This is a genomic window from Stenotrophomonas sp. GD03777 (genome assembly GCF_029842485.1).
Lineage (GTDB): Bacteria > Pseudomonadota > Gammaproteobacteria > Xanthomonadales > Xanthomonadaceae > Stenotrophomonas > Stenotrophomonas sepilia.
In genome coordinates, this window is record NZ_JAOCGL010000005.1 from 1 (window position 1) to 18,377 (window position 18,377).

Genomic DNA, 18,377 nt, shown 5'->3' on the forward strand with positions numbered 1-18,377 from the left:
CGACCCAGGTCGACACCTACCGACAGCCGCGTGAACCCGTCGAAGGTGGGTCGGTGTCGGAGTGCGGGGTGTCAGCCGCATGGATGCGGCTGCCAAGCCTACACGGACGTACTTGCGGCGTCCCCGCACTCCGACACCGCCCCGCCCACCCACGGAAGGCACGCTCTTGCTGTTGCTGTTGCTGTTGCTGTTGCTGTTGCTGTTGCTGTTGCCGGCCAGCGGCCGGCACTACCGTGGGTGCAGGGCTGCAAGCCCTGCAACACAAAAAACCCCGCTTGCGCGGGGTTCTCTGTGGGTTGCGTGCAGCGCGAACGGTTACGGGCGACGGGCCAGGGCCTCAACGTCCTTCGCCTTCGGCAGCAGGTCCTGCTTGCTGACGCGCAGGAAACCGATCGTCAGCATCGGCACTGCCACCAGGATCGAGGACAGCACCACGATCACCGCACCGATCATATGCGTCTCGGCCAGGCCTTCCATCGAGCTGCCGCCGTACAGGTACAGGGCAAGCGCGGACAGGAAGAACATCACCGCAGTGATCACCGTACGCGACAGCGTCTGGTTGATCGAACGGTTCAGCACTTCCATCGAATCCACGCGCAGGCTGCGGAAGTTCTCACGGACGCGGTCGAAGACCACGATGATGTCGTTGATCGCAAAGCCCATCACCGACAGCAGGCCGGCCAGCACGGTCAGGTCGAACTCACGGCCCAGCAGGGACACGTAAGCGACCGTCACGATCAGGTCGAACATCGCCACGATGCTGGCGGTGACCGCGAACTTCCACTCGAAGCGCACTGCGATGTAGATCAGGAAGCCGGCCAGCATGAAGATGGTGGCATACAGGCCATTCATCGCCAGGTCCTTGCCGATCTGCGGGCCCACGAACTCGTTGCGGAGCACGGTGGCCTGATTGTCGGCAGTGGACAACGCCTTCACCACGGCAGCGGCCGTGGCCTTGTCCTCGTGGGCGGCGTCGCCGGTACCCGGAGCATGCTCGCCGTGCGGGGCCAGGCGGATCAGCAGGTCGGTGTTGCCACCCACGCTCTGCACCTGGGCGCCTTCGAAGCCACTCTGCTCGAGCTTGGTGCGGACCTGCTCAACATCCACCGCCTTGTCGAAGCGGGCTTCGATCAGGGTGCCGCCGGTGAAGTCCAGCGCGTAGTTGAAGCCCTTGATGCCGATGATGGCGACCGAGGCCAGGAACACCACGATGGTGACTGCCATGGCGACATGGCGCCAGCGCATGAAGTCGATCTTGGTGTCGTTCGGGAGGATGTGCAGCGGAAACAGTTTCATTGTGCGTGTCGTCCCGTCAGATGGCCACGTTCTGGAGCTTCTTGCGACGGCCGTAGATCAGCGTCGCCAGCGCACGCGACACGGTGATCGCGGTGAACATGGAGGCGAAAATACCGATGATCATGGTCAGCGCGAAGCCCTTCAGCGGACCGGTACCGAATGCAAACAGCGCCACGCCGACGATCAGGCCGGTCAGGTTGGCGTCGAGGATGGTGCCCGAGGCACGCTCGTAACCGGTCACGATCGCCGTCTTGCCCGGCACACCGGCTCGCAGCTCTTCACGGATACGCTCGTTGATCAGCACGTTGGCGTCCACCGACAGGCCGACCGACAACGCCAGGCCGGCAAAGCCCGGCAGGGTCATGGTGGCACCGAACAGCGACATCACCGCCACTACGATCAGCAGGTTGAACAGCATCGCTGCCGAGGTGATCACACCGAACATGCGGTAGTACACGCTGAAGAACACCAGGGTGAACAGGAACGCGAACACCACCGCGCGCATGCCGTTCTTGACGTTCTCGGCGCCGAGGCTCGGGCCGACCACGCGCTCCTCGACGAAGTCCATCGGCGCAGCCAGCGAACCCGACTTCAGCAGCTTGGCCAGGTCTTCGGCTTCCTTCTTCTGCAGGCCGGTGGTCTGGAAGTTCTTGCCGAACACGCCGTTGATGTTGGCCACCGAGATCACTTCCTCGTTGACCTTGAAGCCACGCACTTCCTGGCCGTCGACGACGGTCACGGTCGGCACGCGCTCGGTGTAGACCACCGCCATCGGCTTGTTCACGTTGGCGCTGGTGAAGTCGAACATGCGCTGGCCACCGACGTTGTTCAGCGTCACGCTGACCGCCGGCGAGCCGCTGTTCGAATCGGTCACCGCCTGCGCACCAACCATCTGGTCACCGGTGACGATCACGCGCTTGTTCAGCAGGATCGGGCCACGGCCGTCGCGCTGCTGGTAGACCTTCGCTTCCGGCGGAATGCGGCCGGAGTTGATGGCGTCCTGCGCATTGCCTTCAACCACCGCACGGTATTCCAGGGTGGCGGTGGCACCGATCATGCGCTTGGCTTCGGCGGTGTCCTGCACGCCCGGCAGCTGCACGACCACGCGGTCGGCACCCTGGCGCTGGATGATCGGCTCGGCCACGCCGAGCTGGTTCACGCGGTTGCGCAGGGTGTTGATGTTCTGCTCGATGGCGCCGTTGGCGATCTGCGTGATCTCGGTCTCCGGCACGGTGACCGTGATGCGGTTGCCGCTGACGTCATAGCCGAGGGTCGGCTGCGCCTTGACCAGCGCGGCGCGGGCGCGCTGCGCGGCGTCATCGCCGGCGGATGGGCTCAGGTTGGCCACGATGCTGTTGTCGGCGCGGCGTTCCACCGACTGGTAGGCGATACGCGCGTCACGCAGGGTGCTGCGCACGTCTTCGGTATAGGCATCCAGGCGCTTGTCGAGGGCAGCCTTCTGGTCGACCTGCAGCACGAAATGCACGCCGCCCTGCAGGTCCAGGCCCAGCACCATCGGGCGACCGCCGAGGTTGGCCAGCCAGTCCGGCACGGTCGAAGCCAGGTTCAGCGCCACGGTGTACTTCTCGCCGACGGTGTCACGCAGGGCGTCGCTGGCAGAGGACTGCGACTTCAGGTCCGGCAGGCGGACGATCAGGCTTTCCCCTTCCTTTTCGGCACCGATGGTGGCGATGCCGGCCTTTTTCAGGTCAGCCAGCACACGGTCGCGCAGCGCATCGTCGATCTGCCCGCCACGGTTGGCGGTGATCTGGATGGCCGGGTCCTTCTGGTAGATGTTGGGCAGCGCGTACAGCGCGCTGAGCGCCAGTACGATCAGGATGACGACGTACTTCCAGCGTGGAAATTCGAGCATTGCTTGGGTCCCGCGCGGCGCCATCCCCGGCGCCGCGGTTGTGCTTCGGAAAGGGAGTGGCTTACTTGGCCGAATCCAGGGTGCCGGTCGGCAGCACGCTGCCGACAGCGCCCTTCTGCACGCGGATGCGCACGTTGTCGGCCACTTCGACGGTGATGAAGTGGTCGCCGATGTCGGTGACCTTGCCGGCGATGCCGCCGTTGGTCAGCACTTCATCGCCGCGCTTGATCTTCTCCAGCATGGCCTTGTGCTCCTTCTGCCGCTTCATCTGCGGGCGGATCATCAGGAAGTACATGATGGCGATCAGGATGATCGGGAACAGCAGCGTGGTCAGGCCCATGCCCTGCGGTTGGCCGCCGGCGGCCTGGGCGTGGGCGGCGGGAATCAGGAAAGCAAGCAGGTTCATCGTTGGTCCTTTGGTTGGGCGGCGCTCCCGTCCCTTGAGGGGCGGGGGTGTCGACCGCGGATCTGGGTCAGCCTTGAAGTATGCCACGGCCCCGGGCGTTCGTCCTTGGGCCGTTCGGCAGGGGGGCGCCGGGGTTACAGCGGCGGGGCCACCGCTCCGCGTGCCGCGTAGAAGGACTCGCGGAAGGCCAGGAAGGTTCCCGCCTCGATCGCGGCACGGATGTCGGCCATGAGCTTTTCGTAATAGAAAAGGTTGTGCAGGGTGCCCAGCATCGGCGCCAGCATCTCGTTGCAGCGGTCCAGGTGGCGCAGGTAGGACCGGGTGTAACCGCCGGTGCAGGCCACGCAGCCGCAGCCCGGCTCGATCGGGTCCATGTCCCGCGCGTACTGGGAATTGCGGATGCGAACGGTGCCGAACGAGGTGAAATAGTGGCCGTTGCGCGCATTACGGGTCGGCATCACGCAGTCGAACATGTCCACGCCGCGTGCCACGCCCTCGACCAGGTCCTCCGGCCGGCCCACGCCCATCAGGTAACGCGGGCGGTCGCCCGGCAGCTCCGGATCCAGGTGGTCGAGCATGGCGTTGCGCTCGTGCTCCGGCTCGCCCACGGCCAGGCCGCCGATGGCGTAGCCGTCGAAGCCGATCGCCTGCAGGGCGTCGGCCGAGCGGCTGCGCAGGTCGGTGTGCACGCCCCCCTGGACGATGCCGAACAAGGCCGCGTCGTTGCCCAGCTCGTCATGCGCGTTGCGGCTGCGCTGGGCCCAGCGCAGGCTCAGCTCCATGGAACGGCGGGCAACGTCTTCGGTGGCCGGGTACGGGGTGCACTCGTCGAAGATCATCACGATGTCCGAATCGAGCACCTTCTGGATCTTCATGCTCTCCTCGGGACCGAGGAACACCCGGGCGCCGTCGGTGGGCGAGGCAAAGGTCACGCCCTGCTCGGTGATCTTGCGTCGATGGGCCAGCGAGAACACCTGGAAACCACCGGAGTCGGTCAGGATCGGGCCATCCCAGCGGCAGAAGCCGTGCAGCCCGCCGTGGTCGGCGATGATGTCCAGGCCGGGGCGCAGGTACAGGTGGAAGGTGTTGCCGAGGATGATCTCGGCGCCCAGCGCCCGCACCTGGTCCGGCAGGATGCCCTTGACCGAGCCATAGGTCCCCACCGGCATGAAGGCCGGCGTTTCCACCGTGCCACGCGGGAAGGTCAGGCGGCCACGGCGGGCACGGCCATCGCGGGTCTGGAGCTGGAACTGCAGTCGGGACATGGAGCGGTCATTCGGGCAAATAGTTGCTCATTGTCTCCCAAAACCGGCTCGACCGCCCATTCAGGCCTGAACGGCACGGCAGTAGAGCCACGCCATGCGTGGCTTTCCTGGTCTCCAGGCACCTGCAAGTGCGCACCAACGGTGCGCACCCACCACAAGCAAGCAGAGGTCAGCCCCTACTCCGCCTGCGGGAACAGCAGCATTGCGTCGCCGTAGCTGAAGAAGCGGTAGCGTTGCTCGATCGCGTGCCGGTAGGCCTCGAACACGCGGTCCTTGCCTGCAAACGCCGAGATCATCATCAGCAGCGTGCTTTCCGGCAGGTGGAAATTGGTCACCATCGCGTCGACGCTGCGGATGCGGTAGCCCGGGGTGATGAAGATCTGGGTCTCGCCGGCGAACGGCAGCAGCTCGCCATCGCGCATCGCGCTTTCCAGCGCGCGCACCACGGTGGTGCCGACGCCGATCACCCGGCCGCCGCCGGCGCGCGTGCGCCGCACCTGCTGCACCAGTTCGGCGCCGACGTTCAGCCACTCGCGGTGCATAACGTGGTCCTTCAGGTCATCGGCGCGCACCGGCTGGAAGGTGCCCGCACCCACATGCAGGGTGACGTGGCCGAACTCCACGCCCTTGTCCTTCAGCGCCGCCAGCAGCGGTTCGTCGAAATGCAGGCCGGCGGTCGGTGCCGCCACCGCGCCCACTTCGCGCGCGAACACGGTCTGGTAGCGCTCGCGGTCGTCCACGCCCGGTTCGCGCTGGATGTAGGGCGGCAACGGCAGGCGGCCGGCATGCAGCAGCCACTGCTCCAGCGACTCCGGCACATGGAACTGCAGCACGTAGAACTCGCCATCGCGGCCCAGCACCTCGGCTTCGCCACCGGCATCCAGCGCGATGCGGCTGCCGGCCTTCGGCGACTTGCTGGCGCCGACCTGCGCACGCGCCTGCTGAGCGCCGAGCAGGCGCTCGATCAGGATCTCCACGCGGCCGCCGCTGGCCTTCTGCCCGAACAGGCGCGCCGGAATCACCCGGGTGTCGTTGAACACCAGCAGGTCGCCCGGCTGCAGCAGCGACGGCAGGTCGCGCACCTGCAGGTCGGTGAAGGCACCGGGCGCCGGCGGTACCACCAGGAGGCGGCTGGCGGAACGTTCGGCCAGGGGAGCCTGCGCGATCAGTTCAGCCGGCAGGTCGTAATGGAAATCGGACTTCTTCAAGGCGGTGGGCGGCAACAGGTCGACAATGGCGCGCATTGTACGTCCAGCGTCTGCGAGCCGGCGCACTTCGCGGCGAACGTCGCGCAAAATGCTGCTATGCAGCAGGTTTCTGCGGGGTTATCGCGCAAAAAAACAAGTGCTAGCATCGAACCGGAAGTCCGCTGCACGAGCCTGCCCCAAGCGCGCGTGATGACGCGCGTTTTGCTTTTGATGGCCCGTGCGACCCATTGTTTCAGGAGATCTGCAATGAGCTTCATCGAACGCCTCGCCCCCCTGCGCAACCAGCCCGGCACCCGCCTCACCACCGGCCTGGACGATGCCACCCTGACCGCCCTGTCCGCCAACCACCCGCAGCTGATCGCCGCAGTGGACGCCGCCGCCGAGGAATTCGCGCGCGTGCAGGCCGACCTGGGGCCGCTGCTGGCGCAGGACGAACAGGCACAGATCGACGCGATGCAGGACGGATTCGTCAATTTCTATGCCGATGACGCGGTGACCCCCTACGTGGCGCTGGCCGCGCGCGGCCCATGGGTGGTCACCCTGAAGGGCGCCGTGCTGTACGACGCCGGCGGCTACGGCATGCTCGGCTTCGGGCACACCCCGGACGCCGTGCTGGAAGCCATGGCGCGCCCACAGGTGATGGCCAACATCATGACCCCCAGCCTGTCGCAGCAGCGCTTCATCACCGCCCTGCGCGCCGAGATCGGCCACCGCCGTGGCGGCTGCCCGTTCGCCCGTTTCATGTGCCTGAATTCCGGCTCCGAAGCCGTCGGCCTGGCCGCGCGCATCGCCGACGTCAACGCCAAGCTGCAGACCGATCCGGGTGCACGTCACGCCGGCGCTGCGATCAAGCGCGTGGTGGTCAAGGGCAGCTTCCATGGCCGTACCGACCGCCCTGCCCTCTATTCGGATTCCAGCCGCAAGAGCTACATGCAGCACCTGGCCAGCTACCGGGGCGAGGACTCGGTGATCACCGTGGCGCCGTACGATGAGGCCGGCCTGCGCAAGGTGTTCGAGGATGCCGCGCGCAACCAGTGGTTCATCGAAGCGGTGTTCCTCGAACCGGTGATGGGCGAAGGTGACCCGGGCCGTTCGGTGCCGCCGTCGTTCTATGCCGTTGCCCGTGAGCTGACGCGTGCACACGGCAGCCTGCTGCTGCTGGACTCGATCCAGGCCGGCCTGCGTGCGCATGGCGTGCTGTCGGTGGTCGACTACCCGGGCTTCGAAGGGCTTGACCCGCCGGACATGGAGACCTACTCCAAGGCGCTCAACGCCGCGCAGTACCCGCTGTCGGTGCTGGCGGTGACCGAGCACGCCGCGCAGCTGTACCGCAAGGGCATCTACGGCAACACCATGACCAGCAATCCGCGTGCGCTGGACGTGGCCTGCGCCACCCTGGCCCAGCTGACCCCACAGGTACGCGCCAACATCGCCGAACGTGGTGCCGAGGCCGTGCGCAAGCTGGAACAGCTGAAGAACGAGCTGGGCGGGCTGATCACCAAGGTGCAGGGCACCGGGCTGCTGTTCTCCTGCGAGCTGGCCCCGCAGTTCAAGTGCTACGGCGCCAACTCCACCGAGGAATGGCTGCGCCAGCACGGCATCAACGTGATCCATGGCGGCGAAAACTCGCTGCGCTTCACCCCGCACTTCGGCATGGACAGCGAGGAGCTGGACCTGCTGGTGGGCATGGTCGGCCGCGCCCTGCGTGAAGGCCCGCGCCGCGAGCAGGCTGCGGCGGCGTAAGCCGCCGCTTGCGTAGAGCCAAAGGCAGCGGCAGGAGCCGCTGCCAACGTCGCTGGCGACGGCCCGAAGGGTGCCGGCCAGGACGACCGGCATAGCCCTTGCTCGGCTGGCCTTTGCCGCGATCTGAACGAAGAGCAGCCGAGCATGGCTCGGCTCTACAGAAGGGCTCATAATCCAAGGGCACCCCGTCTCTGACCGCCTTGCGGTCGGTGACGGGGCGTTTTCGTTTCCGGTCAAGAGACAGAAGATCCATGAAATCGATCTGTGTGTACTGTGGTTCCAACGCTGGCAGCAAGCCGGCCTACACCGAACGCGCCATTGCCCTGGGTGATCGCATCGCCCGCGATGGCCTGCGCCTGGTGTATGGCGGCGGCAACGTTGGCCTGATGGGCACCGTGGCCAACGCCGTGCTCGCCGCTGGCGGCGAGGTGACCGGCGTGATCCCGCGCCAGCTGGCCGACTGGGAAGTGGCCCACCGCGGCCTGACCGAACTGGAGATCGTCGGCTCGATGCATGAGCGCAAGTCGCGCATGTTCGACCTCGCCGATGGCTTCGTTGCCCTGCCCGGTGGCTTCGGCACCATGGAAGAGATCTTCGAGATGCTGACCTGGCGCCAGCTGGGCATCGGCAACAAGCCGTGCGCGTTCCTCGATGTGGAAGGTTTCTACGCGCCGCTGATCGGCATGATCGACCGCATGGTGGAAGAGCGTTTCCTGCATCCGGACCAGCGCCAGGACCTCTGGTACGGCTCGGACATCGAGGAAATGCTGGTGTGGATGCAGAACTACCAGCCGGCCCAGGCCTCGAAGTGGATCGACGAGAAACGTCGCTCGGCTCTGCGCTGAAGCGAACCGTCGCGGTGGCTCACGCCAGCGTCCGTGCCCACGGTGCGGGACGGCCCAGCAGGTATCCCTGGCCATAGTCGCAACCGAGTTCGCGCAGTGTCTGCCGCTGCGCCTCGGTCTCGATGCCTTCGCCAATGGTTTCGATGCCCAGGGTGCGGGCCAGTGACAGCACGCCTTCGACCAGCGCGCGCGTGCTCTGCACTTCCGGCCCGTGCAGGCCGGCGATGAAACTCTGGTCGATCTTCAATGTACTGATCGGGAATCGGTGCAGGTAGGACAGCGCAGAGAAGCCGGTACCAAAGTCGTCCAGCTGCACCTGGATGCCACGCTCGCGCAGGCCCTGCAGGATGCGCAGCGTGTGCGGCGCATCGTCCAGCAGCGCGACCTCGGTAATCTCCAGCCGCAGCCGGCGCGGATCGGCGCCACACGCGTCGAGCAGGCCGAACAGGCGGTCGCTGAACTCGGCCGAGCGGAAATGGCGCGGCGAAACGTTCACCGAGACATAGCTCTGCCCACCTTCGGCCAGGCGCGCGATGACCTGCTCGTAGATCAGCCAGTCGACCTGTTCGATCAGGCCGCTTTCCTCTCCCAGCTCCAGGAACGCGCCGGGCAACAGCAGGCCACGACGCTCGTGCTGCCAGCGGAGCAATGCCTCATGTCCCACCACTTCGCCATCGGACAGGCGCACGATCGGCTGGAAGAACGGAACGAAATCACGGTTGTTGATCGCGCGGCGCAGATCGGCTTCCAGGTCGAGGCTGCGCATGGCCTGTTCACGCATGTCCTCGTCGAAGATCGCGCAGCGGTCATGGCCCTGCGCCTTGGCCCGGTACATCGCCGCGTCCGCATCACGCAGCAGCTCCTCGCCGGTACGGTAGCGCGGATTCCACAGCGCGATGCCCAGGCTGCCGGACGGGAACAGTTCGCGGCCGGCGATCCACATCGACTCCTGCAGTGCCAGCAGCAGGCGCTGGCCGAAATCCAGTGCCTGTGCCAGGCCCTGCGGGCATTGCAGCAGTACCGCGAATTCATCACCGCCCAGCCGTGCCACTACATCATCGGCACCGGCCATCGATACGATGCGCTTGGCCACCTCCACCAGCATGCGGTCACCCGCGGCGTGGCCGATGCTGTCGTTGACCAGCTTGAAGCGATCCAGGTCGAGGAACAGCACGGCGAACACCGGCCCGCCCTCGCGCTTGGCCAGCGCCAGCGCATCCTGCAGGCGATCGAGCAGGTGCAGGCGGTTGGGCAGGCCGGTCAGCGCATCGTGCATGGCCTGATGGGTCAGGCGTTGCTCGGCCCGCAGGCGCTCGCCGATCTGGCCGAGCAACTTCTCGTTGACCTCGGCCAGCTCACGCGTGCGTTCCTCCACGCGCTTTTCCAGTTCGGCATGCGCCAAACGCAGCCGTTGCTGGTCGCGCTGGCGCGCCAACCCGGTTCCGATGTTCTGCGCAACGAACGTCAACAGCCGCTGATCGTGCACGCTGAACGTACTGTTCTCGCTGTAACTCTGCACCACGATCGCACCGACCACCTCGTCATCGCGCAGCAGCGGCACGCCCAGCCAGCAATGCGAGCGCGCGCCGGATTCACGCACCTCGCCACTGGCCAGCAGCGCATCGATCTGGGCGCGTGAGGCCAGTAGGGGCCGCCGGTTGCGCACCACGTATTCGGTCAGGCCGCGACTGAACGGACGAGGTGCACGGCTGGCATTGTGCTCGTCCACCGAATAGACGAAGTCCAGGCCGTTGCCGCTTCCGTTCACCAGCGCGATATAGAAGTTGCGCGCATCGAGCAGGCGCCCGACCACGCCATGCACCTGCCCGTAGAACTGGGCCAGGCTGTCGGCCGACATCGCCATTTCGGCAATGTTGTACAGCGCGGTCTGCAGTTGCTCGGCGCGCCGGCGCTCCGCCACTTCATCCTGCAGGCTGTGGTTGGCGCGCTGCAGTTCCAGCGTACGCCGCTCCACCTGTTGCTCCAGCCGGACCTGCGCCTGGCGCCGATCCATCGCAGTCTGCACGTGCTGCGCGACAAAGCCCAGCAACGCCCGCTCGGCCTCGCCATAACGGGCCGCCAGCTCATAGCTCTGCACCACGATCGCGCCGCATACCCGGCCATCGCGCAGCATCGGCACACCCAGCCAGTCCAGGCTTTCGGGGCCACGCTGCGGGTCGTGCTCCTGCTCGACCACGCGCGCCAGCAGTTCGCGCGAGGGTCCGCTGAGCGGCTTGCCATGGCGCAGCAGCGCGACGGTCAAGCTGCGCGGCATCTCGGCGGCGTCATGGCTCTGCGTCGGGTCGGCGACGAAATCGTCGACCTGGTCGGCGAAGTACAGGAAGCGGATCTGGTCACGCACATCATCGTATTCAACGATGTAGCAGTTCTCGGCATACATCAGCGTGCCGAGCACGCCGTGCACGTGACGCAGCATCTCCGACATTTCCAGATCGGCGCCGGCCAGATCGGCGATCTGGAACAGCGCCTGCTGCAACCGTTCAGCTTCTTCCAGCGCCTTGATCTGCCCGGCCTGGCGGCCACGCTGCAGTGCCAGTTCCATGGCCTGACGGGCCAGCCCCCACCACGCCGCGGAAGGCACAGCGCCTTCCACCGACAACTGCAGGCGTGCACCGTCATGTTCCCAGCCATGGGAGCCGTCGCCGATGCCCGGCGCAGTGAACGCGCCTGCCGCCCCGTCGGCCGGCCACCCGCCCTGACCACGCCCGAGCTGCGGGTCGTCCCAGCCGACGCGGACCAAGGCCGTTTCCGGCAAAAGCGCATGCAACGCGCGCACCAGCGCCGTGCTCAGCACGGCCTCGTGTGGTGGCTCTTCCGCCGGTTCAGCATGCGTGGACAAATGACAATCTCTTGGCGCCGTCGATGCGTCGCCTCCCCTGAGCCGACGAGCATAGCGCGCCACCCGGGGGGCAATGGAAGCCCGTAAACCCCGAATCGTGCGCCCGTACGTTTTTCCTGCCGTCCGCAGCCCCTTCCGAGCCATGACCCTCGCCCTGCCCGCCCCTGCCACCGGCTATGCGCCATCGCCTGCAGGCCTTACCCTGTACGCCGTGGAAGCCAGCGCACTGCCAACCGATGAAGCCTTGATGCTGGCCTGGGCCGGCGGCGACCTGCACGCGTTCGAAAGCCTGTATGCGCGCCATCGCAAGCGACTGTTCGGTTTCCTGCTGCGCCAACTGCGCGACAACGCGCTGGCCGAGGAGATCTTCCAGGACGTCTGGCAGCGGGTGATCAGCGCCCGTGCCGGGTGGCAGCCCGAAGCAGCGTTCAGCACCTGGCTGTTCCGCATCGCCCACAACCGCCTGAACGACCATTGGCGCGCCGCCCGCCATCGCCCTGCAGCGCCGGCCGACGCCGATCTGCGCCTGGCCGCGATCGAGGACGGGCAGACCCCGGAAGCCGAACTTTCCGAATTCGAACAACGTCGCCGCATCCAGCTGGCGATGGAGCAATTGCCGCCCGAGCAGCGCGAAGTGCTGCAACTGCGGCTGGATCAGGAACTGAGCCTGGAGGAGATCGGCCAGATCACCGGCGTAGGCCGGGAAACCGTGAAATCGCGGCTGCGCTATGCGATGGACAAGCTGCGTGCGGGATTGAACGCATGAACCGAGACGAACCGCTGACGCCGGAAGAACGCGAGCTGGCCCGGCTGCTCGGCCGTCGCGCCGAGCAGGCACCACCGGCCGCACTGGACGCCGCCATCCTGGCCGCGGCGCGTGCCGCGGTTGACGCTCCGGGTACCGATGTTGCTGCCTCTCCCGAGGCGCCGCGCAAGCAGCGCACAGGCCCGCGTTGGCCAGCGGTGTTCGGCATCGCCGCTTCGATGGTGTTCGCCATCGGCATCGCCTGGCAGCTGCGTCCTGAACCGCCACCGGTTCCGGCGGGCGAGACTGCTGTTGCCGCAGCACCGGCTGCGGCAGAAGACGTCGCGGCTGCCGATCAGGCCGCTGGAAGTGGTTCAGCCGACAGCGCAGTGGCGGTTGCGGAACCAGCCTCTGCTCCGGCAGCACCCGAGTCCGCCCCTGTTTCCGCTGCCCCGGCACCGGCCATCGCGCGTGCGCACAAGCCTGCGCCGGCCAAGACCGCTGAAGCGCCGGCCCAGGCTGCACGGTCCATGGCCGCGGATGCGCCCGCCGACACCTCCTTTGCGGCGCTCCCGCCCGCTCCGGCTGCAGCACCGCCAGCGCCACCTGCACCGGCCGCCTACTCGGCACCCGCACCCGCACCGGCATTCGCGCCAGCAGCGTCCGGGGCAATGAACGCACGCACGGCCGCGGCACCGGCAACCAATGCCGCCGAGGCCGAGCGGACGCAGGCGCTGGATCGGGTGGAGATCACCTCGATGAAGCGTGAGGCGCCCAGCCGTTCCGCACCGGGCATCATGCGCCGCGGCAGCGACGCGGGCCTGAGCGCGGATGCCGTGCAGGCCGAGGTGGACGCCGACGCGCGACTGCCGCGCCGGCAGTGGCTGCAGAAGATCCGCGCGCGACGCGACGACGGCCAGCGCGATCTGGCCCGCGCCAGCCTGGAGCGCTACGTGCAGCAGTATCCGGAAGCCCGCCTGCCGCGCGACCTGCGCCCGTTGCTGGACGACTGAAGCAGAACGTGACCTCCGGCGACCCCGTAGAATGACGGGAATGCTCGATACCCTCGCCCAGCCTGTCAGCCACACGCTGGAAGTCAAACACAGTCGTTTCATCGCCCATGCTGCGCCAATCGACAGCGCCGCAGCGGCCATGGCGATCCTGCAGCAGGTTGCAGCAGCCGACGCGACCCACAACTGCTGGGCCTACCGGTACGGCCAGGACTACCGCTCCAGCGATGATGGCGAGCCCGCTGGAACGGCCGGACGACCGATCCTGGCGGCAATCGATGGCCAGGGTTTCGACCGTGTGATGGTGGTGGTAACGCGCTGGTTCGGCGGCATCAAGCTGGGCGCCGGTGGACTGGTGCGCGCCTACGGTGGCGCTGCCGCCGAGTGCCTGCGCACCGCCCCCCGCCTGCCCCTGGTAGCGATGGCCCGGCTGCAGCTGCTGGCCGGCTTCGAGGACCTGGGCATCCTGCACGCCACCCTGCCCGCCTTCGGCGCCGGGAAGCTCGATGAACAGTTCGATGCCAACGGCGTGTGCCTGCGGGCCGAATTGCCGGCCGATCAGGTCGATGCATTGAAAATCCGCCTGCGCGACGCCACCCGTGACCGTATCCGCATACAAGACGACAACCAGGATGACTGACAAGGACGACGCCCCTGCCTCGACCCCGCCGCTGCGCCGCCTTGGCAGCCTGCGGACGTTGTGGCCGTTCGTGCGCCGCCACAGCGGGTTGTTCACCGCCTGGCTGCTGGCCCTGGCGGTCTCTTCGGCCGCCACGCTGAGCCTGCCCCCCGCCGTGAAGCAGATGATCGACCACGGCTTCACCAGCGGTGGCCAGATCAACCGTGCCTTCGCCCTGCTGATGCTGGTGGCGGTGGTGCTGGCACTGGCGACGGCCGCACGGTTCTTCTTCGTGTCGCTGCTGGGCGAGAAGGTCGTCGCCGACCTGCGCAGCCGCCTGTATGCACACCTGATCCAGCTCGGCGCCGGTTTCCACGACCGCAGCCGCAGCGGCGAACTGGTCTCGCGCCTGACCGCCGACAGCGAACTGCTGCGCAGCGTGGTCGGCTCGACCATGTCGGTCGCCCTGCGCAGCAGCGTCACCGTGGTCGGCAGCCTGGCGATGCTGTTCGTCACCAGCCCGCGGCTGGCCGCGTGGTCACTGCTCGGCATCCCGCTGGCGGTGCTGCCGATCATCGTCGGCGCGCGCAAGCTGCGTACGGTTGCGCGCAGCAGCCAGGACCGCATCGCCGATGCCAACAGCCTGGCCAGCGAGACGCTGGGCGCCGTGCGCACGGTGCAGGCGCATGCGCGCGAGCCCTATGAGCGCGGGCGCTTTGACAAGGCGCTGGGCGATGCCATCGGTGCCGCACGCCGGCGCATCGGTGCGCAATCGCTGGTTACCGCCAGTGCCATCCTGTTGGTGTTTGGCGCCATCGTTGGCGTGCTGTGGCTGGGCGCGCACGATGTCATCGACGGCCGCCTCAGTGCCGGCACGCTGGGCCAGTTCGTGTTGTACGCGCTGATCGGCGGCGGCTCGGTGGGCGCCCTGGCCGAAGTGTGGAACGAGCTGCAGCGTGCGGCCGGTGGCATGGGCCGTATCGGCGAGCTGCTGCAGGAAGACATCGAGATCCGTGCGCCGGCGCAGCCGCACGCACTGCCGCAACCGCTACGCGGCGAAATCCAGTTCGACGACGTGGTGTTCCACTACCCGCAGCGCCCGGACCAGGCCGCGCTGGACCACTTCAACCTGCATGTCCGCCCGGGTGAGACCGTGGCCCTGGTCGGCCCGTCGGGCGCAGGCAAGAGCACGGTGCTGTCGATGCTGCTGCGCTTCCACGATCCGGCCAGCGGCCGCATCTGCGTGGATGGCATCGACGTGCGCCAGGTCGATCCGGCCGAGCTGCGCGCGCAGCTGGCACTGGTACCGCAGCAGCCGACGCTGTTCGCAGCCAGTGCACGCGACAACATCCGCTACGGCAGGCTGCAGGCCAGCGACGCCGAGGTCGAGGGCGCCGCACGTGCAGCAGAGGCCGATGGCTTCCTGCGGGCATTGCCGCAAGGCTACGACAGTGAACTGGGCGAGCGCGGCGCACGCCTGTCCGGTGGCCAGCAGCAGCGCGTGGCGATCGCCCGCGCGTTGCTGAAGGATGCGCCGATCCTGCTGCTCGATGAGGCCACCAGCGCACTGGATGCGCAGAGCGAGCATGGCGTGCAGCAGGCACTTGAGCGGCTGATGGCCGGTCGCACCACGCTGGTCATCGCCCACCGCCTGGCCACCGTGCTCAAGGCCGACCGCATCGTGGTGATGGACCAGGGCCGCATCGTCGCCGAAGGTACCCATGCGCAGCTGCTGGCCGAAGGCGGACTGTACGCTGAACTGGCACGACTGCAGTTCATCGATTGATGACGGCCGGCTAACATCGGCAAGACCAAGCTGGCCCCGCACCCGCAGCATCCGCTGAAGGAGGTACGCGATGTCGTTCCGTCAGTTCCCCGCCGTGGACAGTAATGGCGAAAGCCACATCATCATCGAATTCAAGCCCGAGGCGAACGGCAGCGGGCACCACTCCGAAGCCACGCCGCGCTATGAGCTGGATGACGGGCGCCAGCTGGTGCGCAATGGGCGTGAGTTCACCACCAGTGGTGGTGAACTGCGGTTGACGATTTGAGGTTCGCCGGGCATGGCCCGGCGCTACCGCATTCGTGCTGCTCCGCGCTCGCGCTACCGGATCTCCATCCTCCGCTCTGGCAGGTATCGACCTTGGTCGACACGCTTTTGGCCAAAAGCACCCGAGCATGGTTCAACCCTACAAAAAAGCGTGGCCAATTTTTCGCCAGGCATCTTGACAGCCTTTGCCAGCAAGGGCTGAGCGAGGTTATCCACACGTTTGCTCAGGATCCATCCACACCGCCTGTGGATGAATGTGGTCAGCCGAGCACCCGCCCGATGCCGCTGGCGTCCACTTCCGCGGCCGCCCGGGTGATCGCTGCCGGATCACTGCCGGCAATGAACCCGATGCGGAAGTGCACTTCGCCACCAGGCGTACGTGAGGAATGGATCGAGGCCAGGCTGATGCGATGCTGCTCGAACACGTTCAGCAGCTCGCGCAGCGAGCCGGGCCGATCTTCCGGCAGGTGTACTGACAGCGCGTTGCGCTCGGTCAGGTCAGCCAGCAGATAGCCCACGCGTTCGAACGTGTAGTTGCCGTCCGCCAGCGCCTGCTCGCCGAAGGCAGTGCGATTGGCCGACAGCAGTTGCTCGCGAAATGCACCACGTGCACCGTCGTCACCCTGCACGACCTGCGCCTGCAATGCCTGCAGCTGGCCCACCAGCCGCTCCAGCATCGGCGCCACGTACGGGTTGCCGAACTGGATGTCTTCGTAGATCGCCGGGTTGAGCGACAGGATGCGCGAAATGATCGCCGTATCCAGCTCGAACGATGCCGAACGGTACGGCATCATCGCAGCCAGATCGCCCAGCTGCGGCTGGTACTGGCGCAACACGCCGGCCTGGGCCAGATGGGTGGCATGCACCATCGCCTGCACCAGCGCCATCATCTGGTCGTGGTGCTGCGGCGTGGCCCGCACGCACTCGGCCTGCAGCGCGGCGCACAGCGTATCGACCCACGCCTGCCAAAGCTGCAGCCGCGCTTCGCAGACCACCATCACTCTGCCCTTCAGGGTCGGCGCCTTCGGCGGCGCGGTCATCGGGTGCAGGCCGACCACTTCGGCCCGCGACGCCAGCATCGCCTGCACCGGCGCCTCCTTTACCGAGGTCACATCCAGCCACAGCCTGCCCTGCTCGCGGCCCGCCGATTGCCGCACGTACTCGGCGATCAACGCCGGGGTGTGCCGGATCGGTGCCGAGAACACCAGCACATCGGCCTGCGCCAGCAGGTGTTCCGGCGTGTGCGAACCTGGGTCGGCCGGATCGTGGCCGATCACCTGCAACTGCAGGTGCTGCTGGAAGAAGCGGGTCAGCCAGCGCCCGTAGGCGCCAGCGCTGCCGACGATGCCGACCGTGCGCGGCGTGCGTGGGTCCAGGCCGCTCATGCAACGCGTTCGGCGCGGAAGCGCGTGCCTTCGGCCAGCGCCGCCGGCGCGGCGGCGACCACGTCGAATTCCTCGAAGCCGTTGTCCAGGGTCGCCTCCAGCGCCGCATGGGTGCCGGCAATCGCACGCGAAATCGCCTGCTGCATCGATTCGCCGCGCAGCAGGAACGACACCACCAGCGACATCAGCACATCACCGGTACCCGCCACGTCCACCGGCAGCAGCGGCGAGGTCCAGCGCCAGGTTTCCTCGCGGCCGACGGCCAGGGTCACCAGTTCACCCGGGCTGCCGCCCACGCTGTGCGCGATCACCCAATGCGGGCCGCGATCCAGCAGCGTGCGCGCGGCGGCGATGGCATCGGCCTCGGCCAGCGCCGGCATGCCGGTCAGGCGATTCAGTTCGAAAGCGTTCGGCGTCACCAGCCAGGCATGCGGCAACAGGCGCTCGGCGAAGATCGCTTCCAGCCCGGGTTCCACGTAGGGGCCGGTGTGCGTGTCGCCAATCACCGGGTCCAGGCAATAGCGCAGCTGCGGGCAGGCCGGCAGGATGTCGTCCAGCCAGTCTGCGAAGGCGGCCCCGTTGGCGGTGCTGCCGAAATAGCCGGAGACGAGCATTTTCGCCCGCTGCGGCAGGCCGCGCTCGTGGGTGCCCAGCAACAGGTCGGCGAACCAGTCAGCGGGCAGCACGCGGCCACGCGTGGTGTCGTAGAAAGGCGCATTGCTCAGCAGCACGGTCGGGACATCCGCCACGCGCACGCCCAGCGCGCGCATCGGCGGTACGGCGGCACTGTTGCCGGCGTGGCCGTAGACAAGTTGCGACTGGACCGAGATGACATCGATCGGCGACGGGCCATCCGGCCGCTGGCGGCGGCCGTGGACCAGGTGGTTATCAAGGGATTCGCTCATGGTCGCATTCTACGCCCAAGGGGGTTTTCGGCAGGGCTTGCAGCCCTGCACCTGCCGAAGCTGCAAGTAACGGCAACGGCAAAAGCGAGCTATCCGTGGGGTAGCGGGGCGGTGTCGGAATGCGGGGACGCCGCGAGTACGTCCGTGTAGGCTTGGCAGCCGCATCC

At 67.2% G+C, this 18,377-nt stretch carries 15 protein-coding genes; 7 read left to right on the plus strand and 8 right to left on the minus strand.

The window, feature by feature from the left end:
- Window positions 1–315: 315 nt before the first annotated feature.
- The 5 genes from secF to queA all read right to left on the minus strand — a co-directional run bounded on the left by secF (window position 316) and on the right by queA (window position 6,084).
- Entirely contained in the window at window positions 316–1,296 is a 981-nt protein-coding gene (gene secF / locus N5E02_RS02410; RefSeq protein ID WP_065185182.1) for a protein translocase subunit SecF, read from the minus strand.
- 16 nt (window positions 1,297–1,312) lie between these two features.
- Window positions 1,313–3,169 (minus strand): protein translocase subunit SecD, encoded by a 1,857-nt coding sequence (secD, locus tag N5E02_RS02415; RefSeq protein ID WP_279945792.1) that lies wholly within the window; start codon window positions 3,167–3,169, stop codon window positions 1,313–1,315.
- Window positions 3,170–3,230: 61 nt separating this feature from the next.
- The gene (yajC, locus tag N5E02_RS02420) at window positions 3,231–3,575 is read right to left on the minus strand and encodes a preprotein translocase subunit YajC (protein ID WP_005416201.1); all 345 of its coding nucleotides are present in this window, start codon (window positions 3,573–3,575) and stop codon (window positions 3,231–3,233) included.
- Window positions 3,576–3,709: 134 nt separating this feature from the next.
- Entirely contained in the window at window positions 3,710–4,840 is a 1,131-nt protein-coding gene (tgt, locus tag N5E02_RS02425) for a tRNA guanosine(34) transglycosylase Tgt (RefSeq protein WP_014646826.1), read from the minus strand.
- A gap of 176 nt (window positions 4,841–5,016) precedes the next feature.
- On the minus strand, window positions 5,017–6,084 hold the full coding sequence (gene queA / locus N5E02_RS02430) for a tRNA preQ1(34) S-adenosylmethionine ribosyltransferase-isomerase QueA (protein ID WP_279945793.1): 1,068 nt from the start codon (window positions 6,082–6,084) through the stop codon (window positions 5,017–5,019).
- Between the two features lie 210 nt (window positions 6,085–6,294).
- Here queA and N5E02_RS02435 point away from each other — a divergent pair, with 210 nt between their 5' ends.
- Both N5E02_RS02435 and N5E02_RS02440 read left to right on the plus strand, forming a co-directional pair.
- Entirely contained in the window at window positions 6,295–7,791 is a 1,497-nt protein-coding gene (locus tag N5E02_RS02435) for an aminotransferase class III-fold pyridoxal phosphate-dependent enzyme (protein WP_072168296.1), read from the plus strand.
- 251 nt (window positions 7,792–8,042) lie between these two features.
- A complete protein-coding gene (locus N5E02_RS02440) occupies window positions 8,043–8,636 on the plus strand; it encodes a TIGR00730 family Rossman fold protein (protein ID WP_005416197.1) in 594 nt (197 codons plus the stop codon).
- Between the two features lie 19 nt (window positions 8,637–8,655).
- On the opposite strand, the gene N5E02_RS02445 is transcribed toward N5E02_RS02440, so the two are convergent.
- Window positions 8,656–11,496, minus strand: coding sequence for an EAL domain-containing protein (locus tag N5E02_RS02445; RefSeq protein WP_279945794.1), 2,841 nt, complete (start codon window positions 11,494–11,496; stop codon window positions 8,656–8,658).
- Window positions 11,497–11,743: 247 nt separating this feature from the next.
- Here N5E02_RS02445 and N5E02_RS02450 point away from each other — a divergent pair, with 247 nt between their 5' ends.
- The 5 genes from N5E02_RS02450 (at window position 11,744) to N5E02_RS02470 (ending at window position 15,921) form a co-directional block, all read left to right on the plus strand.
- The gene (locus N5E02_RS02450; RefSeq protein ID WP_229298559.1) at window positions 11,744–12,262 is read left to right on the plus strand and encodes an RNA polymerase sigma factor; all 519 of its coding nucleotides are present in this window, start codon (window positions 11,744–11,746) and stop codon (window positions 12,260–12,262) included.
- Window positions 12,259–13,254 carry a hypothetical protein gene (locus N5E02_RS02455; RefSeq protein WP_279945795.1) on the plus strand — a complete coding sequence of 332 codons (996 nt, stop codon included), beginning with the start codon at window positions 12,259–12,261 and terminating at the stop codon, window positions 13,252–13,254. The genes N5E02_RS02450 and N5E02_RS02455 overlap by 4 nt, the downstream gene beginning before the upstream one ends.
- A 40-nt stretch (window positions 13,255–13,294) precedes the next feature.
- On the plus strand, window positions 13,295–13,891 hold the full coding sequence (locus N5E02_RS02460; RefSeq protein ID WP_005416193.1) for a YigZ family protein: 597 nt from the start codon (window positions 13,295–13,297) through the stop codon (window positions 13,889–13,891).
- Window positions 13,884–15,656: an ABC transporter transmembrane domain-containing protein gene (locus N5E02_RS02465; protein WP_005416192.1), complete on the plus strand. Its 1,773-nt coding sequence runs from the start codon at window positions 13,884–13,886 to the stop codon at window positions 15,654–15,656. The genes N5E02_RS02460 and N5E02_RS02465 overlap by 8 nt, the downstream gene beginning before the upstream one ends.
- Before the next feature lie 70 nt (window positions 15,657–15,726).
- Window positions 15,727–15,921, plus strand: coding sequence for a hypothetical protein (locus tag N5E02_RS02470; RefSeq protein WP_005416191.1), 195 nt, complete (start codon window positions 15,727–15,729; stop codon window positions 15,919–15,921).
- A 259-nt stretch (window positions 15,922–16,180) separates the two neighbouring features.
- On the opposite strand, the gene N5E02_RS02475 is transcribed toward N5E02_RS02470, so the two are convergent.
- Window positions 16,181–17,305: a prephenate dehydrogenase gene (locus N5E02_RS02475; RefSeq protein WP_065185190.1), complete on the minus strand. Its 1,125-nt coding sequence runs from the start codon at window positions 17,303–17,305 to the stop codon at window positions 16,181–16,183.
- A complete protein-coding gene (pdxY, locus tag N5E02_RS02480) occupies window positions 17,302–18,210 on the minus strand; it encodes a pyridoxal kinase (RefSeq protein ID WP_279945796.1) in 909 nt (302 codons plus the stop codon). The genes N5E02_RS02475 and pdxY overlap by 4 nt, the downstream gene beginning before the upstream one ends.
- Between the last annotated feature and the right edge of the window lie 167 nt (window positions 18,211–18,377).